This window comes from Streptomyces sp. NPDC085900 (assembly GCF_044540925.1).
Lineage (GTDB): Bacteria > Actinomycetota > Actinomycetes > Streptomycetales > Streptomycetaceae > Streptomyces > Streptomyces gilvifuscus.
This window is the reverse complement of sequence record NZ_JBITSP010000015.1, coordinates 142546-158523: the sequence shown is the minus strand read 5'-3', so window position 1 is coordinate 158523 and position 15978 is coordinate 142546. Positions and strand designations below refer to the sequence as shown.

Genomic DNA, 15978 nt, shown 5'->3' with positions numbered 1-15978 from the left:
CGGCAGCCCCTGTTCGACCGCGCCGTAGGGCCGCGGGCGCGCGGCGGGCGCGGGTCCGATGTGGCCGGTCGCGCAGTTCCCCGCGCCCCTACCGGCGTTGCGGCAGCCCCTGTTCGACCGCGCCGTAGGGCCGCGGGCGCGCGGCGGGCGCGGGTCCGATGTGGCCGGTCGCGCAGTTCCCCGCGCCCCTACCGGCGTCACAGCAGCGGCTACTGGACCGCGCCGTAGGGTCGCGGTCGCGGGGCGGGCGCAGGTCCCATGGGGCCGGTCGCGCAGTTCCCCGCGCCCCTACGGCGTTACGGCAGCGGCTATTCGGCCGCGCCGTAGAGGCGGTCTCCCGCGTCGCCCAGGCCCGGCACGATGTAGCCGTGGTCGTTGAGGTGGTCGTCGACCGCCGCCGTCACCACCGTCACCGGCGTGCCCGCCAGCTCCCGCTCCATGACCTCGACGCCCTCGGGGGCCGCCAGCAGCACGACCGCGGTCACGTCGTCGGCGCCGCGCTTGATCAGCTCCTGGATGGCCGCGACCAGCGTCCCGCCCGTCGCCAGCATCGGGTCGAGGACGTAGACCTGGCGTCCGGAGAGGTCCTCCGGCATCCGCGAGGCGTACGTCGAGGCCTGCAGGGTCTCCTCGTTGCGGATCATCCCCAGGAAGCCCACCTCGGCGGTCGGCAGCAGCCGGACCATGCCGTCCAGCATGCCGAGGCCCGCCCGCAGGATCGGGACGACCAGCGGACGCGGACGGGAGAGCTTGACGCCGGTGGTCCGGGCGACCGGCGTCTGGATGTCGATCGCCTCGGTGCGCACGTCGCGCGTGGCCTCGTAGGCGAGCAGGGTGACCAGCTCGTCGGCGAGACGGCGGAAGGTCGCGGAGTCGGTGCGCTGGTCGCGCAGGGTGGTGAGCTTGTGGGCGACCAGGGGGTGGTCGACGACGTGGAGACGCATGACCTAACAGTAACCGCGCTCCGGGAACGCTCGCTCTGGCATCAAACCGGCCATCGGGGGGAAAGTGGGAGGGACGTAAACGGGGTGGTGAACCAATGCCTGAGCCTGAGTCCCGAGCGGACACGTCACAGCAGGAGACCGACGCCGAGCGCAGGCGGCGCCGCGCCCGGTTCCTGCGCGAGCTCGCGGAGGCCCGCGAACTGCGGGACCGGGTGCAGCCCCGCCGCGCCAAGGTCGCCCGCCTTCGTCACGCCATGCGCATGCGGACCTTCCGCTGGTAGCGGGGGGCCGTCGCGGGAGCCGAGTAGGGCAACCGGGTGCATGTGCCTCACGTTTGCCGCGTACGATCCCGCTGGTGGTCGATCAAAACGAGCGGACACAGGGAGCCGAAGACGTCCCCTGAACGCCTTGTTTCTGCCACGATTCCGAGTGGGTGGGGCTCGGAGCCAAGCTCTCTCCGCCCGAAACCTCCGCCGGGGGGACCCCCAACCGGCACACCTATGACCAGTGGGAGAGTCACGGTGTACTTCGCCGCACTGCTCGCGCGCACCGAAGACGGGTGGGAAGCGAGCGACACAGAGCTCCTCGACAATGTGGAGACGCTGTCGGATCTGGCCGATCTCGCCCGGGAGGCCTCGGCCGAGGACGACACGGTGCTCGTCCTGATCGAGCAGGAGGACGCCTGGTTCGGCGTCGTCCGCATCGACGGCGAGGACGACCCCCGTATCTACGTGTCGGACGCCGCCGCCGCTGCCCGCAGCAGTTACGGCGAGATCCTGCTCACCGACGAACTGCTCGGAAGGGAGCCCGGGGACGACGGCCCCGACCTCGACGCCCTCGACCTCGACGGGACCGAGGACGGCGAGGACGAGGACGACGACGGCGACGAGGAGAGCGGGTCCGCCGAGGCGGTGCCGCACAGCCCCGTCGGCGACGTCGAGATCCTCGACGACCTCGGCGTCAACGCCAAGGAGCTGCGCTCCCTGGACGAGGACGCCCTGACCGCGATCGCCGAGGCCCTGGGCGCCTCGGAGGTCCTGGAGACCGTCCGCTGACGGCGCCCGACCCCGTACGTGACCGTTGGCGGGCCGCGATGCGGCTCGCCCTGGCCGAGGCCGGGCGGGCCGGCGCCGACGTCCCCGTGGGCGCCGTCGTGCTGGCCCCGGACGGCACGACGGTGCTCGGCGGCGGGCACAACGAACGCGAGGCCACCGGCGACCCGACCGCGCACGCCGAGGTCCTGGCGATACGGCGGGCCGCCGCCGGCCTCGGCCGGTGGCGGCTGTCCGGATGCACGCTCGTCGTCACCCTGGAGCCGTGCACGATGTGCGCGGGCGCGATCGTGCAGTCCCGCGTCGACCGGGTCGTCTACGGCGCCCGGGACGAGAAGGCCGGCGCGGCCGGATCCGTCTGGGACGTGGTCCGCGACCGACGGCTGAACCACCGTCCCGAGGTGATCGAGGGCGTGCTCGGCGAGGAGTGCGCCCGGCTGCTCACGGACTTCTTCCGGACCCGCTGAGAGCCTTACGAATACCGATTTCAAAGCACGGGCCACTGTGCTGTAAGGTCTCCCTCGGTAGCGTGTCCGAGCGGCCGAAGGAGCTCGCCTCGAAAGCGAGTGTGGCGCAAGTCACCGAGGGTTCAAATCCCTCCGCTACCGCTTGAGAAGGGCCCCGTCGAAAGACGGGGCCCTTTGTGCGTCCCGGAACGGAACTCAGGACGGGGGAGACGGCTTCGAGGGATGAGCCGTCTCCCCCGGCGGGGACCGGACCCTCAAGTGCGCGGCGCCGACGGGGGAGAACGGCGGTGCGCACCCCGCAGTGGGGTTCGGTCCCGGGCCCGGGATTCCTGCCAGATCCTTCGGGCCCGATTCCATCCTGCTCCTCGCCGGGGCCTCGCGGATCCGGCAAAGGCCCCGGGCATGCGGGCCGTTGGTCCTTAAAGTCCGTGTGAAGTTACACTCACCGGCGGCAACAGGGGTCCCTAGCAGCACATCAGTCACAGGGGAGGCCGCGATGGCGGTGAACGCGAAGAAGATCACCGTCTATGTGCTCGTGGTCTTCGCGCTCTACGTGATCATCACGGACCCGGCCAAGGCCGCCGACTACGTCCAGATAGCGTTCGAGGGCATCTCGGACGCCGCCAAGGCCGTCGGCGACTTCTTCACCTGGCTCGCCGACGGAGCCAAGTGACCGACCGTCACGACTCAGGAGCGCACATGATCCGCCACCTCGTCCTCTTCAAGCTCGACGAGGGCGTCGAGCGCGACGACCCGCGCGTCGTGGCCGGCGTCGAGGCCTTCCGCTCGCTGGAGGGGAAGATCCCCGAGATCCGCTTCTGGGAGCTGGGCTGGAACCTCAGCGACCGGCCCATCGCCTACGACTTCGCCATCAACTCCGGCTTCGACGACCCGGACGCGCTGCGCCGCTACGTCGAGCACCCGGAGCACCAGGCCGGCGTGGCCCTGTGGAAGGAGTTCGCCACCTGGGTGATCGCCGACTACGAGTACTGAGCCGGTAGGCCCAGCGAGCCACCCCATCTGGAGCCCTCCGCCGGAACGGCGGGGGGCTTCCGTGCGCCAACACGGGATAACACGGAGTTATGCGGTGCTTGCACACAGTGCACATGTCTTGTGATGCTATGACCGCTTTTGACGGATGAGTTGACCGATGAAGACCATTTGAAGAGGTGGCGTTGACCGTGTCGGCCAGTACTGCGCCTCCCCAGGAGGTCACGGAAGTCGCGCCGGCCGCTCCGCAGCGCAGCCGCGGCGCCGACACCCGGGCCCTGACCCAGGTGCTCTTCGCCCAGCTCAAGGAGCTCAGGCCGGGCACGCCCGAGCACAACCGGGTGCGCGGGGCCCTGATCGAGGCCAACCTCCCGCTCGTGCGCTACGCGGCCGCCCGCTTCCGCTCCCGCAACGAGCCGATGGAGGACGTGGTCCAGGTCGGCACCATCGGGCTCATCAACGCCATCGACCGCTTCGACCCGGACCGCGGGGTACAGTTCCCGACCTTCGCGATGCCGACGGTCGTCGGCGAGATCAAGCGGTACTTCCGGGACAACGTACGGACCGTCCACGTACCGCGCCGGCTGCACGAGCTGTGGGTGCAGGTCAACAGCGCCACCGAGGACCTGACGACCTCCTTCGGCCGCACCCCGACCACCTCGGAGATCGCCGAACGGCTCCGGATCTCCGAGGACGAGGTGCTGTCCTGCATCGAGGCCGGCCGCTCGTACCACGCGACCTCGCTGGAGGCCGCCCAGGAGGGCGACGGGATGCCGGGACTGCTGGACCGGCTCGGCTACGAGGACCCGGCGCTGGACGGCGTGGAGCACCGCGATCTGGTCCGCCATCTCCTCGTCCAGCTCCCCGAACGCGAACAGCGAATCCTTCTGCTGCGCTACTACAGCAATCTCACCCAGTCGCAGATCAGCGCGGAACTCGGCGTCTCTCAGATGCACGTCTCGCGGCTACTCGCGCGTAGTTTCCAGCGGCTGCGTTCCGCGAATCGGATCGAGGCATAAGAGGCGCACGGGAGCACACGCGAGAACACGGCGGATCATCGCAGTTCGCAAGCAGGATCGAGCCGTAACCGGCGCGAGCGAATCGCTCATCGGCGCTCTTCCCGACAGTTCTCTCCAGAAAAACGCTCAGACCCCCTCTTTCCAGGGCCGATTCGCGTCTGCTGTGTCGACATGTCACTACAGCGTGTTGCCGACATGTGACATTCTTCCGGCAGAGCGTTTGCCGTGGCTTCGGCTCCGGTATTCAGGTGAAGGCTGAACTCCTCGCCATGAGGCGGGGGTCGGCCGCGACCGTCCCGCGACCCAGAGGGGGTGGCATGTCCGCAGAACAGGGCAGCTCGAAGGTGCTCACGCTCACGAAGAGCGAGTCCGCGCCCGACGCCGTGCTCGACGACGTACCGGCTCTGGAGGCCCTGCCGGCCCCGGCTCTCCCGGCCTCGTCCGAGTCCATCGACACCCGCACCCTGTCCCGCTCCCTGTTCCTGCGGCTCGCCGCCCTGGACGAGAACAGCCCCGAGCGCGCCTACGTCCGGGACACGCTCATCGAGCTCAACCTCCCGCTCGTGCGGTACGCGGCGGCCCGCTTCCGCTCCCGCAACGAGCCGATGGAGGACATCGTCCAGGTCGGCACCATCGGCCTGATCAAGGCGATCGACCGCTTCGACTGCGAACGGGGCGTGGAGTTCCCGACGTTCGCGATGCCGACGGTCGTCGGTGAGATCAAGCGGTTCTTCCGCGACACCTCGTGGTCGGTGCGCGTCCCGCGCCGCCTGCAGGAGCTGCGCCTGGCCCTCACCAAGGCCAGCGACGAGCTCTCGCAGAAGCTGGACCGCTCCCCGACCGTGCCCGAACTCGCCGCCGTGCTGGGCGTGTCCGAGGAGGACGTGGTCGACGGCCTGGCGGTGGGCAACGCCTACACCGCGTCCTCGCTGGACTCGCCGGCCCCGGAGGACGACGGCGGCGAGGGCTCGCTGGCCGACCGGCTCGGCTACGAGGACAGCGCGCTGGAGGGCGTCGAGTACCGCGAGTCCCTCAAGCCGCTGCTGGCCAAACTCCCGCCCCGCGAGCGGCAGATCATCATGCTCCGCTTCTTCGCGAACATGACCCAGTCGCAGATCGGCGAGGAGGTCGGCATCTCCCAGATGCACGTCTCCCGGCTGCTGACCCGGACGCTGGCCCAGCTGCGCGAGGGCCTCATCTCGGACTGATCCTCCCGCGGGGGTTCCTCTTTGACGGAGCGTCAGCCACCATGGCGCGATGCTTCGTGGGACTCCTGGGTCGACGTGGACACCCGGCCGTCGAGGCGCCCTGATCGGCGCGTCGGCGGCCGTCGTCTGCCTCGGCGCGGCACTGGCCGCTTGCGGGGCCGGCGGCGGAGGCGGGGGTTACGTCGCGACCGGAGCGGTGGGGGGAGGTCCCTCCGGTCGGGCGATGGCGCCGACGGGGAGCGTGACGCTGGTGCCGCTGGACGGGCCGCGCCGGGAGAGCGGGGCACCGCGGGCCGCCGACCGCAACGCCCCTGCCGCGAAGGCGACTTCGCCCGGCGCCACGGTCACGGCCACGGGCACGGGCACGGCGTCCGGGGCGGGCGGCGGTCCGTCGCGGGACCCGGCCGACCCGGGCCGTACGACCACCGCTTCGCCCTCGCCCGGGGCGACTTCGCGTCCTGCGAGCCCCGCCGCGCTGACCTGGTCCGATCCGAGCCGTGCGGCCACCGACAGGCGCTGGTGCGAGGACGTGACCCTGACCTTCACCAACTCCGGCGGCACCGCCGTGCGTTCGGGCACGGTGACCTTCGGGACGCACGTCATCGGCGCGCTCGGCGTCGACTGGGGGACCGTCACCTCGGACGTGGCCCTGCCGACGCCGATCGGGGCCGGGGCGCGCAGGGAGAAGACCTGGACGGTGTGCGTCGACGCCTGGCGCGTGCCGCTGGGCATGCACATCGAGACGCGGGACGTCACCGTCCAGTGGAAGTGAGCTGTCGTACCGCTTACATGAGGGCGAGCCAGGCGACGCCGGCCACGACCGCCACGGCGACGACGATGCCGACGATGAGGCCGATGCGGGGACCCGCCGGGGCGGCGGCCTGCTGCTGTCCGCCCTGCGGCCCCTCGTCCACGAACGCGCGGAACATCTGGGTGCTGCCGGCGGGGTCGTAGTTGCCCTGGGGGTTCTGGGGGTTTGCCATAGCCCGAGACCCTAGCGAATCCGCGGTTGTGGCCCAAGTGGGGGGCCGGGACCCGGGAGGACGCTCCCCACCTGCGTGTTTACGTTCGCAATACTTGCCTTTGCCAAGTTTTTATGCCCGCGGGGCCCCAATATGTTTGCCTGCAGCAACCAACAACTCTTATGGTTGCCCTAAGCAACGAATGCGGGAGGTGTCATGGCCGAGCGGGCGCAGTACGAGGAGCTGATGCGTCAGTTCAGCGCCTTCGGCGCCGTGAAGCGGGAGCTCGGGCGGATCATGCCGTCCGACTGCCCGAGCGGCGGCGCCGCCGTGCTGACCCTGCTGGGCCGGTTCGGCGACATGCGCATGAGCAGGCTCGCCGAACTGCTCGCCGTGGACATGTCGGTCACCAGCCGCCATGTCGCCCACCTCGCCGAGCGCGGCTGGATCGACCGCTCCCCCGACCCGACGGACAAGCGGTCCCGGATCGTGCACCTGACGCCGAAGGGCCTGGCCCAGCTGGAGCTGCTCTCCGAGCGGACCACGCAGCTGCTGGCCGACTGCCTGAGCGACTGGAGCGACGAGGAGGTCGCCCAGCTCACGCGGCTCATGGCGCGGCTGCGCGCCAGTTTCGACGACAGCCGTGTCGCCGTACCGCCCCGGCTGCCGCCGCCCGCACTCGAACTCGAAGCGACCACCCGTACACCCGCGAACACGTAAGAAAAGGAAGCCCATGGCAACGACCACACCAGCCGGTGTGCGGGCTCATGCCAAGCACGGGGGAGGCTCCGCCGAGCACGGCCCGATGACGCACCGGCAGATCATGGAGGCGCTCTCCGGTCTGCTGCTCGGCATGTTCGTGGCGATCCTGTCGTCGACGATCGTCTCCAACGCCCTGCCGCACATCATCAGCGACCTCGGCGGCGGCCAGTCCGCCTACACCTGGGTCGTCACCGCCGCCCTGCTGTCGATGACCGCGGCCACTCCCCTGTGGGGCAAGCTCGCCGACCTCTACAGCAAGAAGGCCCTCGTCCAGATAGCCCTGGTCATCTACGTCCTGGGCTCCATGGCGGCCGGCCTGTCGCAGAACTCCGGCATGCTGATCGCCTGCCGTGTCGTCCAGGGCATCGGCGTCGGCGGTCTGTCTGCCCTCGCCCAGATCGTCATGGCCGCGATGATCTCGCCGCGTGAGCGCGGCCGTTACTCCGGCTACCTCGGCGCCACCTTCGCCGTCGCCACCGTCGGCGGCCCGCTGCTCGGCGGTGTCATCACCGACACCTCGTGGCTGGGCTGGCGCTGGTGCTTCTACGTCGGCGTCCCCTTCGCCGTCATCGCGCTGATCGTCCTGCAGAAGACCCTGCACCTGCCCGTGGTCAAGCGGGAGGTCAAGGTCGACTGGGGCGGTGCCACCGCCATCGCCGCCGCCGTCTCGCTGCTGCTGGTCTGGGTCACCTTCGCCGGTGACAAGTACGACTGGCTGTCGTGGCAGACGTACAGCATGGTCGGCGGTTCGATCCTGCTCGGCGCGCTCTTCGTGCTGATCGAGTCCAGGGCCAGCGAGCCGATCATCCCGCTGCGCCTGTTCCGCAACCGCACCATCACCCTGGCGTCGCTGGCCTCGATGTTCGTCGGCATCGCGATGTTCGCGGGCACGGTGTTCTTCAGCCAGTACTTCCAGCTGGCACGGGACAAGTCCCCGACGATGTCCGGTGTGCTGACGATCCCGATGATCGGCGGTCTGTTCGTCTCCTCGACCGTCTCCGGGCAGTTCATCACCCGCACCGGCCGCTGGAAGGCCTGGCTGGTCAGCGGTGGTGTCCTGGTGACGGCCGGACTGGGGCTGCTCGGCACCATCCGGTACGACACGGCCTACTGGAAGATGGCCATCTTCATGGCCCTGCTGGGCCTCGGCATCGGCATGATGATGCAGAACCTGGTGCTGTGCACGCAGAACCAGGTCGACCCGAGCGACCTCGGCTCGGCCAGCTCCACGGTCACCTTCTTCCGTTCCCTCGGCGGTGCGGTCGGCGTCTCCGCCCTCGGCGCGGTGATGGCCCACAGGATCACCCACTACGTCAAGGACGGCATCGCCGCCCTCGACCCGCAGTACCGGGCCGCGCTGGCGGGCTCGAGCTCGTCCACGGACACCATTCCGGACATGGACAAGCTGCCGGCCCCCATCCGCACCCTCATGGAGAGCGCCTACGGGCACGGCATCGCCGACGTCTTCATGATCGCCGGTGCCCTCGCGGCCATCGCGTTCCTGATCACCCTGTTCATCAAGGAGGTCCCGCTGCGGACCAAGGGCGCCCTGGCGCAGGCCGCGAGCGCGGCGGAGACCCCGGCCGACGCGGAGGCCGCCCCGGCCGCCGCCGAGGCTCCCGCCGAGACCCCGGCCGCCGAGCACGTCCCGAGCTGGGCCGTGACCTCCGACACGGAGGCCACCGCCGACGGCACGCAGCGGCTCGCCGCCGTGGCGACCATCGCCCGCCCCGAGGAGTCGGCCGGCTCCGGCGGCATCCCGGTGCGCGGCTTCGTGCGCGGCAACGAGAGCGCGCCCGTCCCGCAGGCCGCCGTCACCCTGATCTCGCTCGCCGGGCGGCAGCTGGGCCGGTCGGTGACCCAGGCCGACGGTTCCTACGCGGTGGACGCGCCGAGCGTCGGCTCCTACGTCCTGATCGCCGCCGCCGACGGGTTCCAGCCGCAGGCCTCCACCGTCGTGGTGAACGGCGAGCCGGTCTCGTACGACGTCCTGCTCAGCGGCACCAGCGGACTGAGCGGTGTGGTGCGGGCCGCCGACGGCGCGCTGCCCGTCAAGGACGCCATGGTCATCGTGACCGATGTGCGCGGGGACCTGCTCGCCACCGGACACACCGGTGAGCAGGGCGAGTTCTCCTTCGCGGAGCTGGTGCCGGGTGCCGTGACCGTCGCGGTGAACGCCGCCGGGTTCCGGCCGCGCGCGCTGCCCGTCGAGGTCGGCGGCACCGGGGTCACCCGGATCGAGATCGACCTGGACTCCGGGGCCCAGCTGCAGGGCGTCGTCCGGGCGCCGCACGGACCGCTGGCCGACGCAAGGGTCACCCTCGTGGACGCGGCCGGCAACGTGGTCGGCACCGCCACCACCGGGTCGGACGGGGCGTACGCCTTCACCGACCTGAACAGCGGTGAGTACACGGTCATCGCGACGGGCTACCCGCCGGTCGCCACCGCGCTCACCGTGAAAGGCCGTGGCGTCGACGACCACGACATCGAACTGGCCCACCCGGCCGAATAGTTCGAAAACCCCGGCCCGTGGCTGACGGTGTGCGTACTTCGAGCGGAGGTGCGCGGCCGGTGCCACGGGCCGGTTTCTTTGAGACCACTTTGCACCGCAGGGAGAAAACGGGATGGGACTGAGCGCGAGGATCCGGACGCGGGACGGATGGGCCGTCTCGCACGCGGTCGTCACGGTGACCGACATGGCCGGCACGCAGGTGCTGCGCGCCGAGGCGGACGCCGAGGGGGCCGTACGGGACACGACGACGCTGACGCCCGGGCCGTACGTCGTGATCGTCACCGCCGTCGGGTACGCACCCACGGCCTCCACGGCGATCGTCACCGCGAGCGGCCGGGCCGAGCTGGGCTCGGTGACCCTGGCACGGCAGGGCGGCACCGAACTGCCGCCGCCCGGACCGTGGACCGTGGACCCGGCGCACTCGTCCGTGGCCGCGGTCGCCCAGCACCTGGGCATCTCCAGCGTCCGCGGACGCTTCACCGACTTCTCGGCGCGGCTGGAGATCGCCCCGGACGAGGTGGAGAAGTCGAGCGTGGAGGCCGTGATCCGGGCCGCGTCCATCGACACGGGCAACGGCCTGCGCGACGACCACCTGCGCTCGCCCGACTTCCTCGACGTGGAGCGGTTCCCGGAGATCACCTACCGGTCGACGGGTCTGACGGCGGCCGGCTCGGACCGCTGGACGGTGCACGGGGAACTGACGCTGCACGGGGTCGTCCGGCCGGTCGACCTGGACATGGCCTACCTGGGCACGGGCGCCGACCCGTGGGGCGGGACGCGGGCCGCCTTCCGCGCCACGACCGAGCTGCGGCGCGAGGACTTCGCCATGAACTACAACCAGGTGGTGCAGGCGGGCATCGCGGCGATCGGCACGACGCTGAAGGTGGAACTGGACATCCAGGCGGTGCAGGGGGAGTCGCTGCCGCAAGGGTAGGCACGGCGGGGACAGGCTGAGCGGGTGCCGTGCGCCTAGGCTGGCGGCATGGCACCGAACATCGCTACGAACACGTCCGTCTCCCGCGACGAGTTGCTGGACTTCGTACGGCCCCGTCATCGCGCGATCCTGCTGACGCGGCGGGCCGACGGCAGCCCGCAGGCCTCGCCGTTGACCTGTGGTGTGGACGACTCGGGGCGGATCGTCGTCTCGACGTACCCCGAGCGGGCCAAGACGCGCAACGCCAAGCGGGACGACCGGGTCAGCCTCGTCGTCCTGAGCGACGACTGGAACGGGCCGTGGGTCCAGGTCGACGGCACGGCCGAGGTCATCGACGCGCCGGAGTCCGTCGAGCCCCTGGTGGAGTACTACCGCAACATCGCCGGCGAGCACCCGGACTGGGACGAGTACCGTCAGGCCATGCTCAAGCAGGGCAAGTCGATCATCCGGGTCACGCCGGAGCGGTGGGGTCCGGTCGCGACCGGCGGCTTCCCGGCCCGACTGGCTTCTCCGGACGCCTAGGTCCTGTCGTTCGGCCCTGGGCCCGTTCCACCATCGCCTCGATTCCCGCCACCAGCAGGTCCAGGGCGAAGGTGAAGTCGCGATCCCTCATCTCCTCGACCGTGTCACCGCCGCGGGCCGCCATGATCTCCTCGTTCTCCTTGACGATCTCGGCGGCCTCCGGGGACCGCGTCACCGCGCTCATCGCGTGCCGGAAGTACTCGTCCTGGGTCATGCCGGCGGTGGCGCAGCGGGCGATGAAGTGGCCCTCGATGGTGCCGAAGCCGTACACGAACTGGAAGACGGCGGAGATGGCGCCCGTGAGACCCGGCACGGGCAGGCCCGTCTTCCGGATCACCTGCTGGACGACCCGCGAGAAGGCGAGGGAGTTCGGGCCGATGTTCAGGAAGGTTCCGGCCAGCGGGGACAGCCAGGGGTGGCGGACCAGGAGCGCCCGGTACTCCGTTGCCAGCGTGCGCAGTTGGTCCCGCCAGTCCTCCGCGGCCTCGGGGTCGGGCAGGATCAGCTCGCCGAAGGCCGCGTCGAGGGCGAGTTCGAGGAGGTCGTCCTTGGTGTCCACGTACCAGTAGACGGACATCGCGGTGACGTTCAGCTCCGCGGCCAGCCGGCGCATCGAGAACTTGGCCAGCCCCTCGGCGTCCAGGAGACGGACGGTGACCTCGGTGATGCGGTCGCGGTCCAGGCCGGACGGCTGGCCGCCACGACCGCCTCGGCGCACCTTGCCCTCCAGCCAGACGCTGGTCCGCGCCGCACGCTCAGCCGCCTTCACCATTGGCGCACCTTCCTAGCCCTGTCCGACCTCATTGATCAAGATGCTAGGCGGCAGCCGACCTTCCGGGGCCCGGGGAACTGCGCGATCGACCCCTACAACCGGTAGCCGCACGACGGCCCTGTCACCCGGTCAGCGGGCGACGACCATCTCCGAGTCTGCCCGCTGAGCCCGCCGCAGCAACGCCGCCGCCACGAACCCGCCCAGCAGCACGGCCACGGCCCCCACCAACTGCCCGGCCCGCAGGCCTTGAGCCAGCCCTCTGGAGGAACTGAGCACGGCCCCGAGCACCGCGACGCCCAGCCCGTTCCCGAACTCCGCCAGCGTCCCGTTGATCCCGGCCCCCACCCCCGCCTTCTCCGGCGGGATCGAGCTCATGATCGCGTGCGCCATCGCAGGGTTGGCGATCGCGCAGCCCGCACCGATCAGCAGCAGCCCCGCCAGGGTCCCGGCGTAACCCCCGCCGTCCAGCACGGCGACGGCGGCCAGGCCGCCCGCCATCAGCACCATCCCCGACGCGATGGACACCGGCGTGCCGAGCCTGGCCGACCACTTCGCCGACAGTCCCGAGAAGTTGAGCGCGACGACGGTGAGCGCGAGCGGCGCCGTACGCAGGCCCGCTTCGAGGGGGCCGTATCCGAGGACGAGTTGCAGGTGCTGGGTGAGCAGGAACAGCGCGCCGCCCATGCCGAAGGTGATCAGCACGGCTCCGGTGACCGCGCCGGTGAACCGGCGGTCGCGGAAGAAGTGCGGGTCGAGCATGGGGTACGGGATCCGGCTCTCCCAGTACGCGAAGGCGCCCAGGAACAGGACCGCGACGGCCGCCGTCGACAGTACCCGGCCGGACGTCCACCCGTGCTCGGGACCGGAGATGATCGCGAACACCAGCGAGGCCATGCCGATCGTGGAGAGCAGCGCGCCGAGCAGGTCGGGGCGGTCGCCGCGGGGGTTCCTGGACTCCGGTACCAGGACCACCACCGCCACCAGGCCGAGCGCCACCACCGGCAGGTTGACCAGGAAGATCGCTCCCCACCAGAAGTGGTCGAGCATGAAACCGCCGAGCAGCGGCCCCGCCGCGAAGCCCAGCGCGTTGACCGCCGCCCAGATGCCGATCGCCCTGGGCTGCTCCTCGGGCGTGAAGATCTGCATGGCGACGGCGAGGGTGGTGGTCAGCAGCAGCGCGCCGCCCACGCCCATGCCCGCCCGTGCCGCGATCAGCCGGCCGGTGCCGTCCGCCAGGCCGGCGGCCAGCGAGCCGATGCCGAACAGGACCAGGCCGGCGATCAGCATCTTCTTGCGGCCGTAGCGGTCCGCCGCGCTGCCGGCCGTGAGCAGCAGGCCGGACTGGACCAGCGAGTACGCGTTGATCATCCACTGGATGTCGGAGGTCTCCGCGCCCAGTTGCCGGGTGAGGGAGGGGATGGCCACGTTCAGGACGGTGTTGTCGAGCAGCACGGTCAGTTGTGCGAGACAGATGACGCCGAGGATCAGCCAGCGCTGGGGGTGGCCCTGGGAAACGGACATGCTGTACACCGTATAGCCGTAGCTATACGGTGTACAGCGCGGTTGGGGTCAGCCGCTCGCCTTCTGCGTCAGGTCGTAGAAGGTGGCCGAACCCACCGTCACCTTCTTGAAGGTCTGCTCGACCCAGGAGGTGATCTGCGAGGACGTGCCGCTGCTGCTGCCGCCCATGCCGCCGCCGGTGCCCGACGAGATGAAGTAGTGGATCTTCCCTTCCTCCACGTACTTCTTGAACTGGGCCAGTGTCGGGGACGGGTCGGTGCCGTTGAAGCCGCCGATCGCCATCACCGGGTCGCCGGTGGAGAGCTGGTAGCTCGCCGCGTTCTGGGCGCCGATGGCCGCCGCGACCCAGGTGTACTTGGACGAGTCCGTCTCCAGCAGCTTCTTGGCCTGCGAGGAGACGCTCGCGCCGTTCAGCAGGCCGCCGACGCCACCGCCGCCGCCCATGCCGCCGCCGTCGCCCATCCGGCCGCCGCCGGGGAAGCCGTTGCCGTTCTGCTGGTTCTGCGTGCCGCCGTTGCCGTTCTGGCCGGGCATGCCGCCGAAGCCGCCGTTGCCATTGCCATTGCCATTGCCCGTCGTACCGCCGCCGGGGAAGCCGTTCCCGTTCTGCTGACCCTGCTGACCCTGCCGGCCCGGCATGCCGCCGCCACCGAAGCCGCCCCGCATGCCGCCACCGCCGCCGGGGCCGCCGCCCATCATGCTCGCGCCGGCCGGGCCGGCCGTCACGATGGAACCGGTGTGGCCCGTCTGCAGGGTGCTGAGGGTGTACGCCGTCGGGCCGGCCAGCGAGGCCACCAGGCCCACGGCCGCCGCCCCGAGCGCGAGTTGGCGGCTGACACGGCCAGCGAAGATCAGGCCGAGCGCGGCGGTCAGACCGCCGACGAGGATCAGGTACTTGAGCCAGGGGAGGTAGGTGGAAGTGCGGTTGAGCAGGACGTAGCTCCAGACCGCGCTCGCCACGACCGCGCCCGCGAGGGTGAGCGAGGCCCACTTCTCGGTCCGCTTCTCCCACAGGATCCCGGCGCCCATGCCGATCACGGCCGCCATGTAGGGGGCGAGGGCCACGGTGTAGTACTGGTGGAAGATGCCCGCCATGTAGCTGAAGACGATCGCGGTCATCAGCAGCGAGCCGCCCCAGACCAGGAACGAGGCCCGGGTCGCGGAGGTCCGCTTCAGTTTCCGCGTCGCCACCAGACCGCCGGCCAGCAGGATCAGCGCGGCCGGGAGCAGCCAGGAGATCTGGCCGCCGACCTCGGAGTTGAACATGCGGTTCCAGCCGGTGGCGCCCCACATGCCGGTGCCGCCGCCTCCGCCACCGCCACCGACGCTGCCGGTCTCGTCGCCGCTGAGGCGGCCGAGCCCGTTGTAGCCGAAGGTCAGCTCCAGGAAGCTGTTGTTCTGCGAACCGCCGATGTACGGGCGGGAGGACGCCGGCCACAGCTCGACGATCGCCACCCACCAGCCACCGGAGACCACCAACGCGGCTGTGGCGGCGGCCAGTTGACCGAGGCGCTTCTTCAACGACACCGGCGCGCAGACCGCGTACACGATCGCCAGCGGCGGCAGGATCAGGAAGGCCTGCAGGGTCTTGGCGAGGAACGCGAAGCCGATCGCGACACCGGCCCACAGCAGCCACTTCGTCCGGCCGTCCTCGACGCCGCGGACCACGAAGTAGCAGGCGAGCGCCATCAGCAGCGCCAGCATGGCGTCCGGGTTGTTGAACCGGAACATCAGCGCCGCGACGGGAGTGAGCGCGAGCACCGCGCCCGCGATCAGACCGGCCCCGGGGCTGAACCGGCGGCGTACGGCCGCGTACACGACGGCGACCGCGCCGACTCCCATCAGGACCTCGGGGACCAGGATCGCCCAGGAGTTGAGACCGAAGATCCGCACCGACAGCTCCATCGGCCACAGGGAGGCCGGGGGCTTGTCGACGGTGATGGCGTTGCTCGCGTCCAGCGACCCGAAGAAGAAGGCCTTCCATGACCTGCTGCCGGCCTGGACGGCCGCCGAGTAGAAGGAGTTGGCCCAGCCGGAGGCGCTCAGGTTGTAGAGGTAGAGCAGGCCGGTGGCGAGGAGCAGGCCCCAGAAGGCCGGACGGGCCCAGCGGGGGTCCTCGGGGCGGCCCCTCCACAGTCCGCGGACGAAGGGCTGCTTCGGCTCGCCGGCCCCGGGGGCCGGGACGGCCGGCGGTGCCACGGGTTCCCGCACGGCCGACGGCGTCTCCGCCACGGCCGTCGTCGGTTCCGGCCCCCAGGAGGAGGGACCGTGGTCGTCCTCCTGGTGGGGCGGCCGGTGGTCATGGATGGTCAT

At 70.8% G+C, this 15978-nt stretch carries 17 protein-coding genes and 1 tRNA gene; 13 read left to right on the top strand and 5 right to left on the bottom strand.

Annotated elements, in window-relative coordinates:
- Positions 1 to 308 precede the first annotated feature (308 nt).
- The gene (gene upp, locus ACIGDI_RS38050; protein ID WP_399906679.1) at positions 309 to 944 is read right to left on the bottom strand and encodes a uracil phosphoribosyltransferase; all 636 of its coding nucleotides are present in this window, start codon (positions 942 to 944) and stop codon (positions 309 to 311) included.
- A gap of 95 nt (positions 945 to 1039) precedes the next feature.
- Between upp and ACIGDI_RS38045 the strand changes: the two genes are divergently transcribed.
- The 9 genes from ACIGDI_RS38045 (at position 1040) to ACIGDI_RS38005 (ending at position 6452) form a co-directional block, all read left to right on the top strand.
- Positions 1040 to 1225, top strand: coding sequence for a hypothetical protein (locus tag ACIGDI_RS38045; protein ID WP_079078070.1), 186 nt, complete (start codon positions 1040 to 1042; stop codon positions 1223 to 1225).
- Positions 1226 to 1465: 240 nt separating this feature from the next.
- On the top strand, positions 1466 to 1999 hold the full coding sequence (locus tag ACIGDI_RS38040; protein WP_399906760.1) for a hypothetical protein: 534 nt from the start codon (positions 1466 to 1468) through the stop codon (positions 1997 to 1999).
- A gap of 38 nt (positions 2000 to 2037) precedes the next feature.
- Complete coding sequence (gene tadA / locus ACIGDI_RS38035) at positions 2038 to 2463, top strand: tRNA adenosine(34) deaminase TadA (RefSeq protein WP_399906677.1); 426 nt, start codon at positions 2038 to 2040, stop codon at positions 2461 to 2463.
- A 56-nt stretch (positions 2464 to 2519) separates the two neighbouring features.
- Positions 2520 to 2604, top strand: a tRNA-Ser gene (locus ACIGDI_RS38030).
- Positions 2605 to 2959: 355 nt separating this feature from the next.
- A complete protein-coding gene (locus ACIGDI_RS38025; protein WP_399906675.1) occupies positions 2960 to 3136 on the top strand; it encodes a hypothetical protein in 177 nt (58 codons plus the stop codon).
- A gap of 26 nt (positions 3137 to 3162) precedes the next feature.
- Positions 3163 to 3456, top strand: a complete 294-nt coding sequence (locus ACIGDI_RS38020; protein WP_200703538.1) for a Dabb family protein — start codon at positions 3163 to 3165, stop codon at positions 3454 to 3456.
- A 176-nt stretch (positions 3457 to 3632) separates the two neighbouring features.
- Positions 3633 to 4472, top strand: coding sequence for an RNA polymerase sigma factor SigF (locus tag ACIGDI_RS38015; protein ID WP_200703537.1), 840 nt, complete (start codon positions 3633 to 3635; stop codon positions 4470 to 4472).
- Positions 4473 to 4789: 317 nt separating this feature from the next.
- Positions 4790 to 5680, top strand: a complete 891-nt coding sequence (locus ACIGDI_RS38010; protein ID WP_200703536.1) for an RNA polymerase sigma factor SigF — start codon at positions 4790 to 4792, stop codon at positions 5678 to 5680.
- A gap of 223 nt (positions 5681 to 5903) precedes the next feature.
- Positions 5904 to 6452: a hypothetical protein gene (locus ACIGDI_RS38005; protein ID WP_399906672.1), complete on the top strand. Its 549-nt coding sequence runs from the start codon at positions 5904 to 5906 to the stop codon at positions 6450 to 6452.
- Positions 6453 to 6465: 13 nt separating this feature from the next.
- Here the strand turns inward: ACIGDI_RS38005 and ACIGDI_RS38000 are convergent, their stop codons facing one another.
- Positions 6466 to 6663, bottom strand: coding sequence for a hypothetical protein (locus ACIGDI_RS38000; protein ID WP_399906670.1), 198 nt, complete (start codon positions 6661 to 6663; stop codon positions 6466 to 6468).
- A 195-nt stretch (positions 6664 to 6858) separates the two neighbouring features.
- Here ACIGDI_RS38000 and ACIGDI_RS37995 point away from each other — a divergent pair, with 195 nt between their 5' ends.
- The 4 genes from ACIGDI_RS37995 (at position 6859) to ACIGDI_RS37980 (ending at position 11372) form a co-directional block, all read left to right on the top strand.
- Positions 6859 to 7362: a MarR family winged helix-turn-helix transcriptional regulator gene (locus ACIGDI_RS37995; protein WP_399906668.1), complete on the top strand. Its 504-nt coding sequence runs from the start codon at positions 6859 to 6861 to the stop codon at positions 7360 to 7362.
- Between the two features lie 13 nt (positions 7363 to 7375).
- A complete protein-coding gene (locus ACIGDI_RS37990) occupies positions 7376 to 9916 on the top strand; it encodes an MFS transporter (protein ID WP_399906666.1) in 2541 nt (846 codons plus the stop codon).
- Between the two features lie 112 nt (positions 9917 to 10028).
- A complete protein-coding gene (locus ACIGDI_RS37985) occupies positions 10029 to 10850 on the top strand; it encodes a YceI family protein (RefSeq protein ID WP_399906665.1) in 822 nt (273 codons plus the stop codon).
- Between the two features lie 48 nt (positions 10851 to 10898).
- Complete coding sequence (locus ACIGDI_RS37980; protein WP_200703530.1) at positions 10899 to 11372, top strand: PPOX class F420-dependent oxidoreductase; 474 nt, start codon at positions 10899 to 10901, stop codon at positions 11370 to 11372.
- Here ACIGDI_RS37980 and ACIGDI_RS37975 read toward each other — a convergent pair.
- The 3 genes from ACIGDI_RS37975 to ACIGDI_RS37965 form a co-directional block, all read right to left on the bottom strand.
- Positions 11302 to 12144 carry a TetR/AcrR family transcriptional regulator gene (locus ACIGDI_RS37975; RefSeq protein ID WP_399906663.1) on the bottom strand — a complete coding sequence of 281 codons (843 nt, stop codon included), beginning with the start codon at positions 12142 to 12144 and terminating at the stop codon, positions 11302 to 11304. The genes ACIGDI_RS37980 and ACIGDI_RS37975 overlap by 71 nt on opposite strands.
- A 129-nt stretch (positions 12145 to 12273) precedes the next feature.
- On the bottom strand, positions 12274 to 13665 hold the full coding sequence (locus ACIGDI_RS37970; protein WP_399906661.1) for an MFS transporter: 1392 nt from the start codon (positions 13663 to 13665) through the stop codon (positions 12274 to 12276).
- A 48-nt stretch (positions 13666 to 13713) separates the two neighbouring features.
- Complete coding sequence (locus tag ACIGDI_RS37965) at positions 13714 to 15978, bottom strand: ArnT family glycosyltransferase (protein ID WP_399906659.1); 2265 nt, start codon at positions 15976 to 15978, stop codon at positions 13714 to 13716.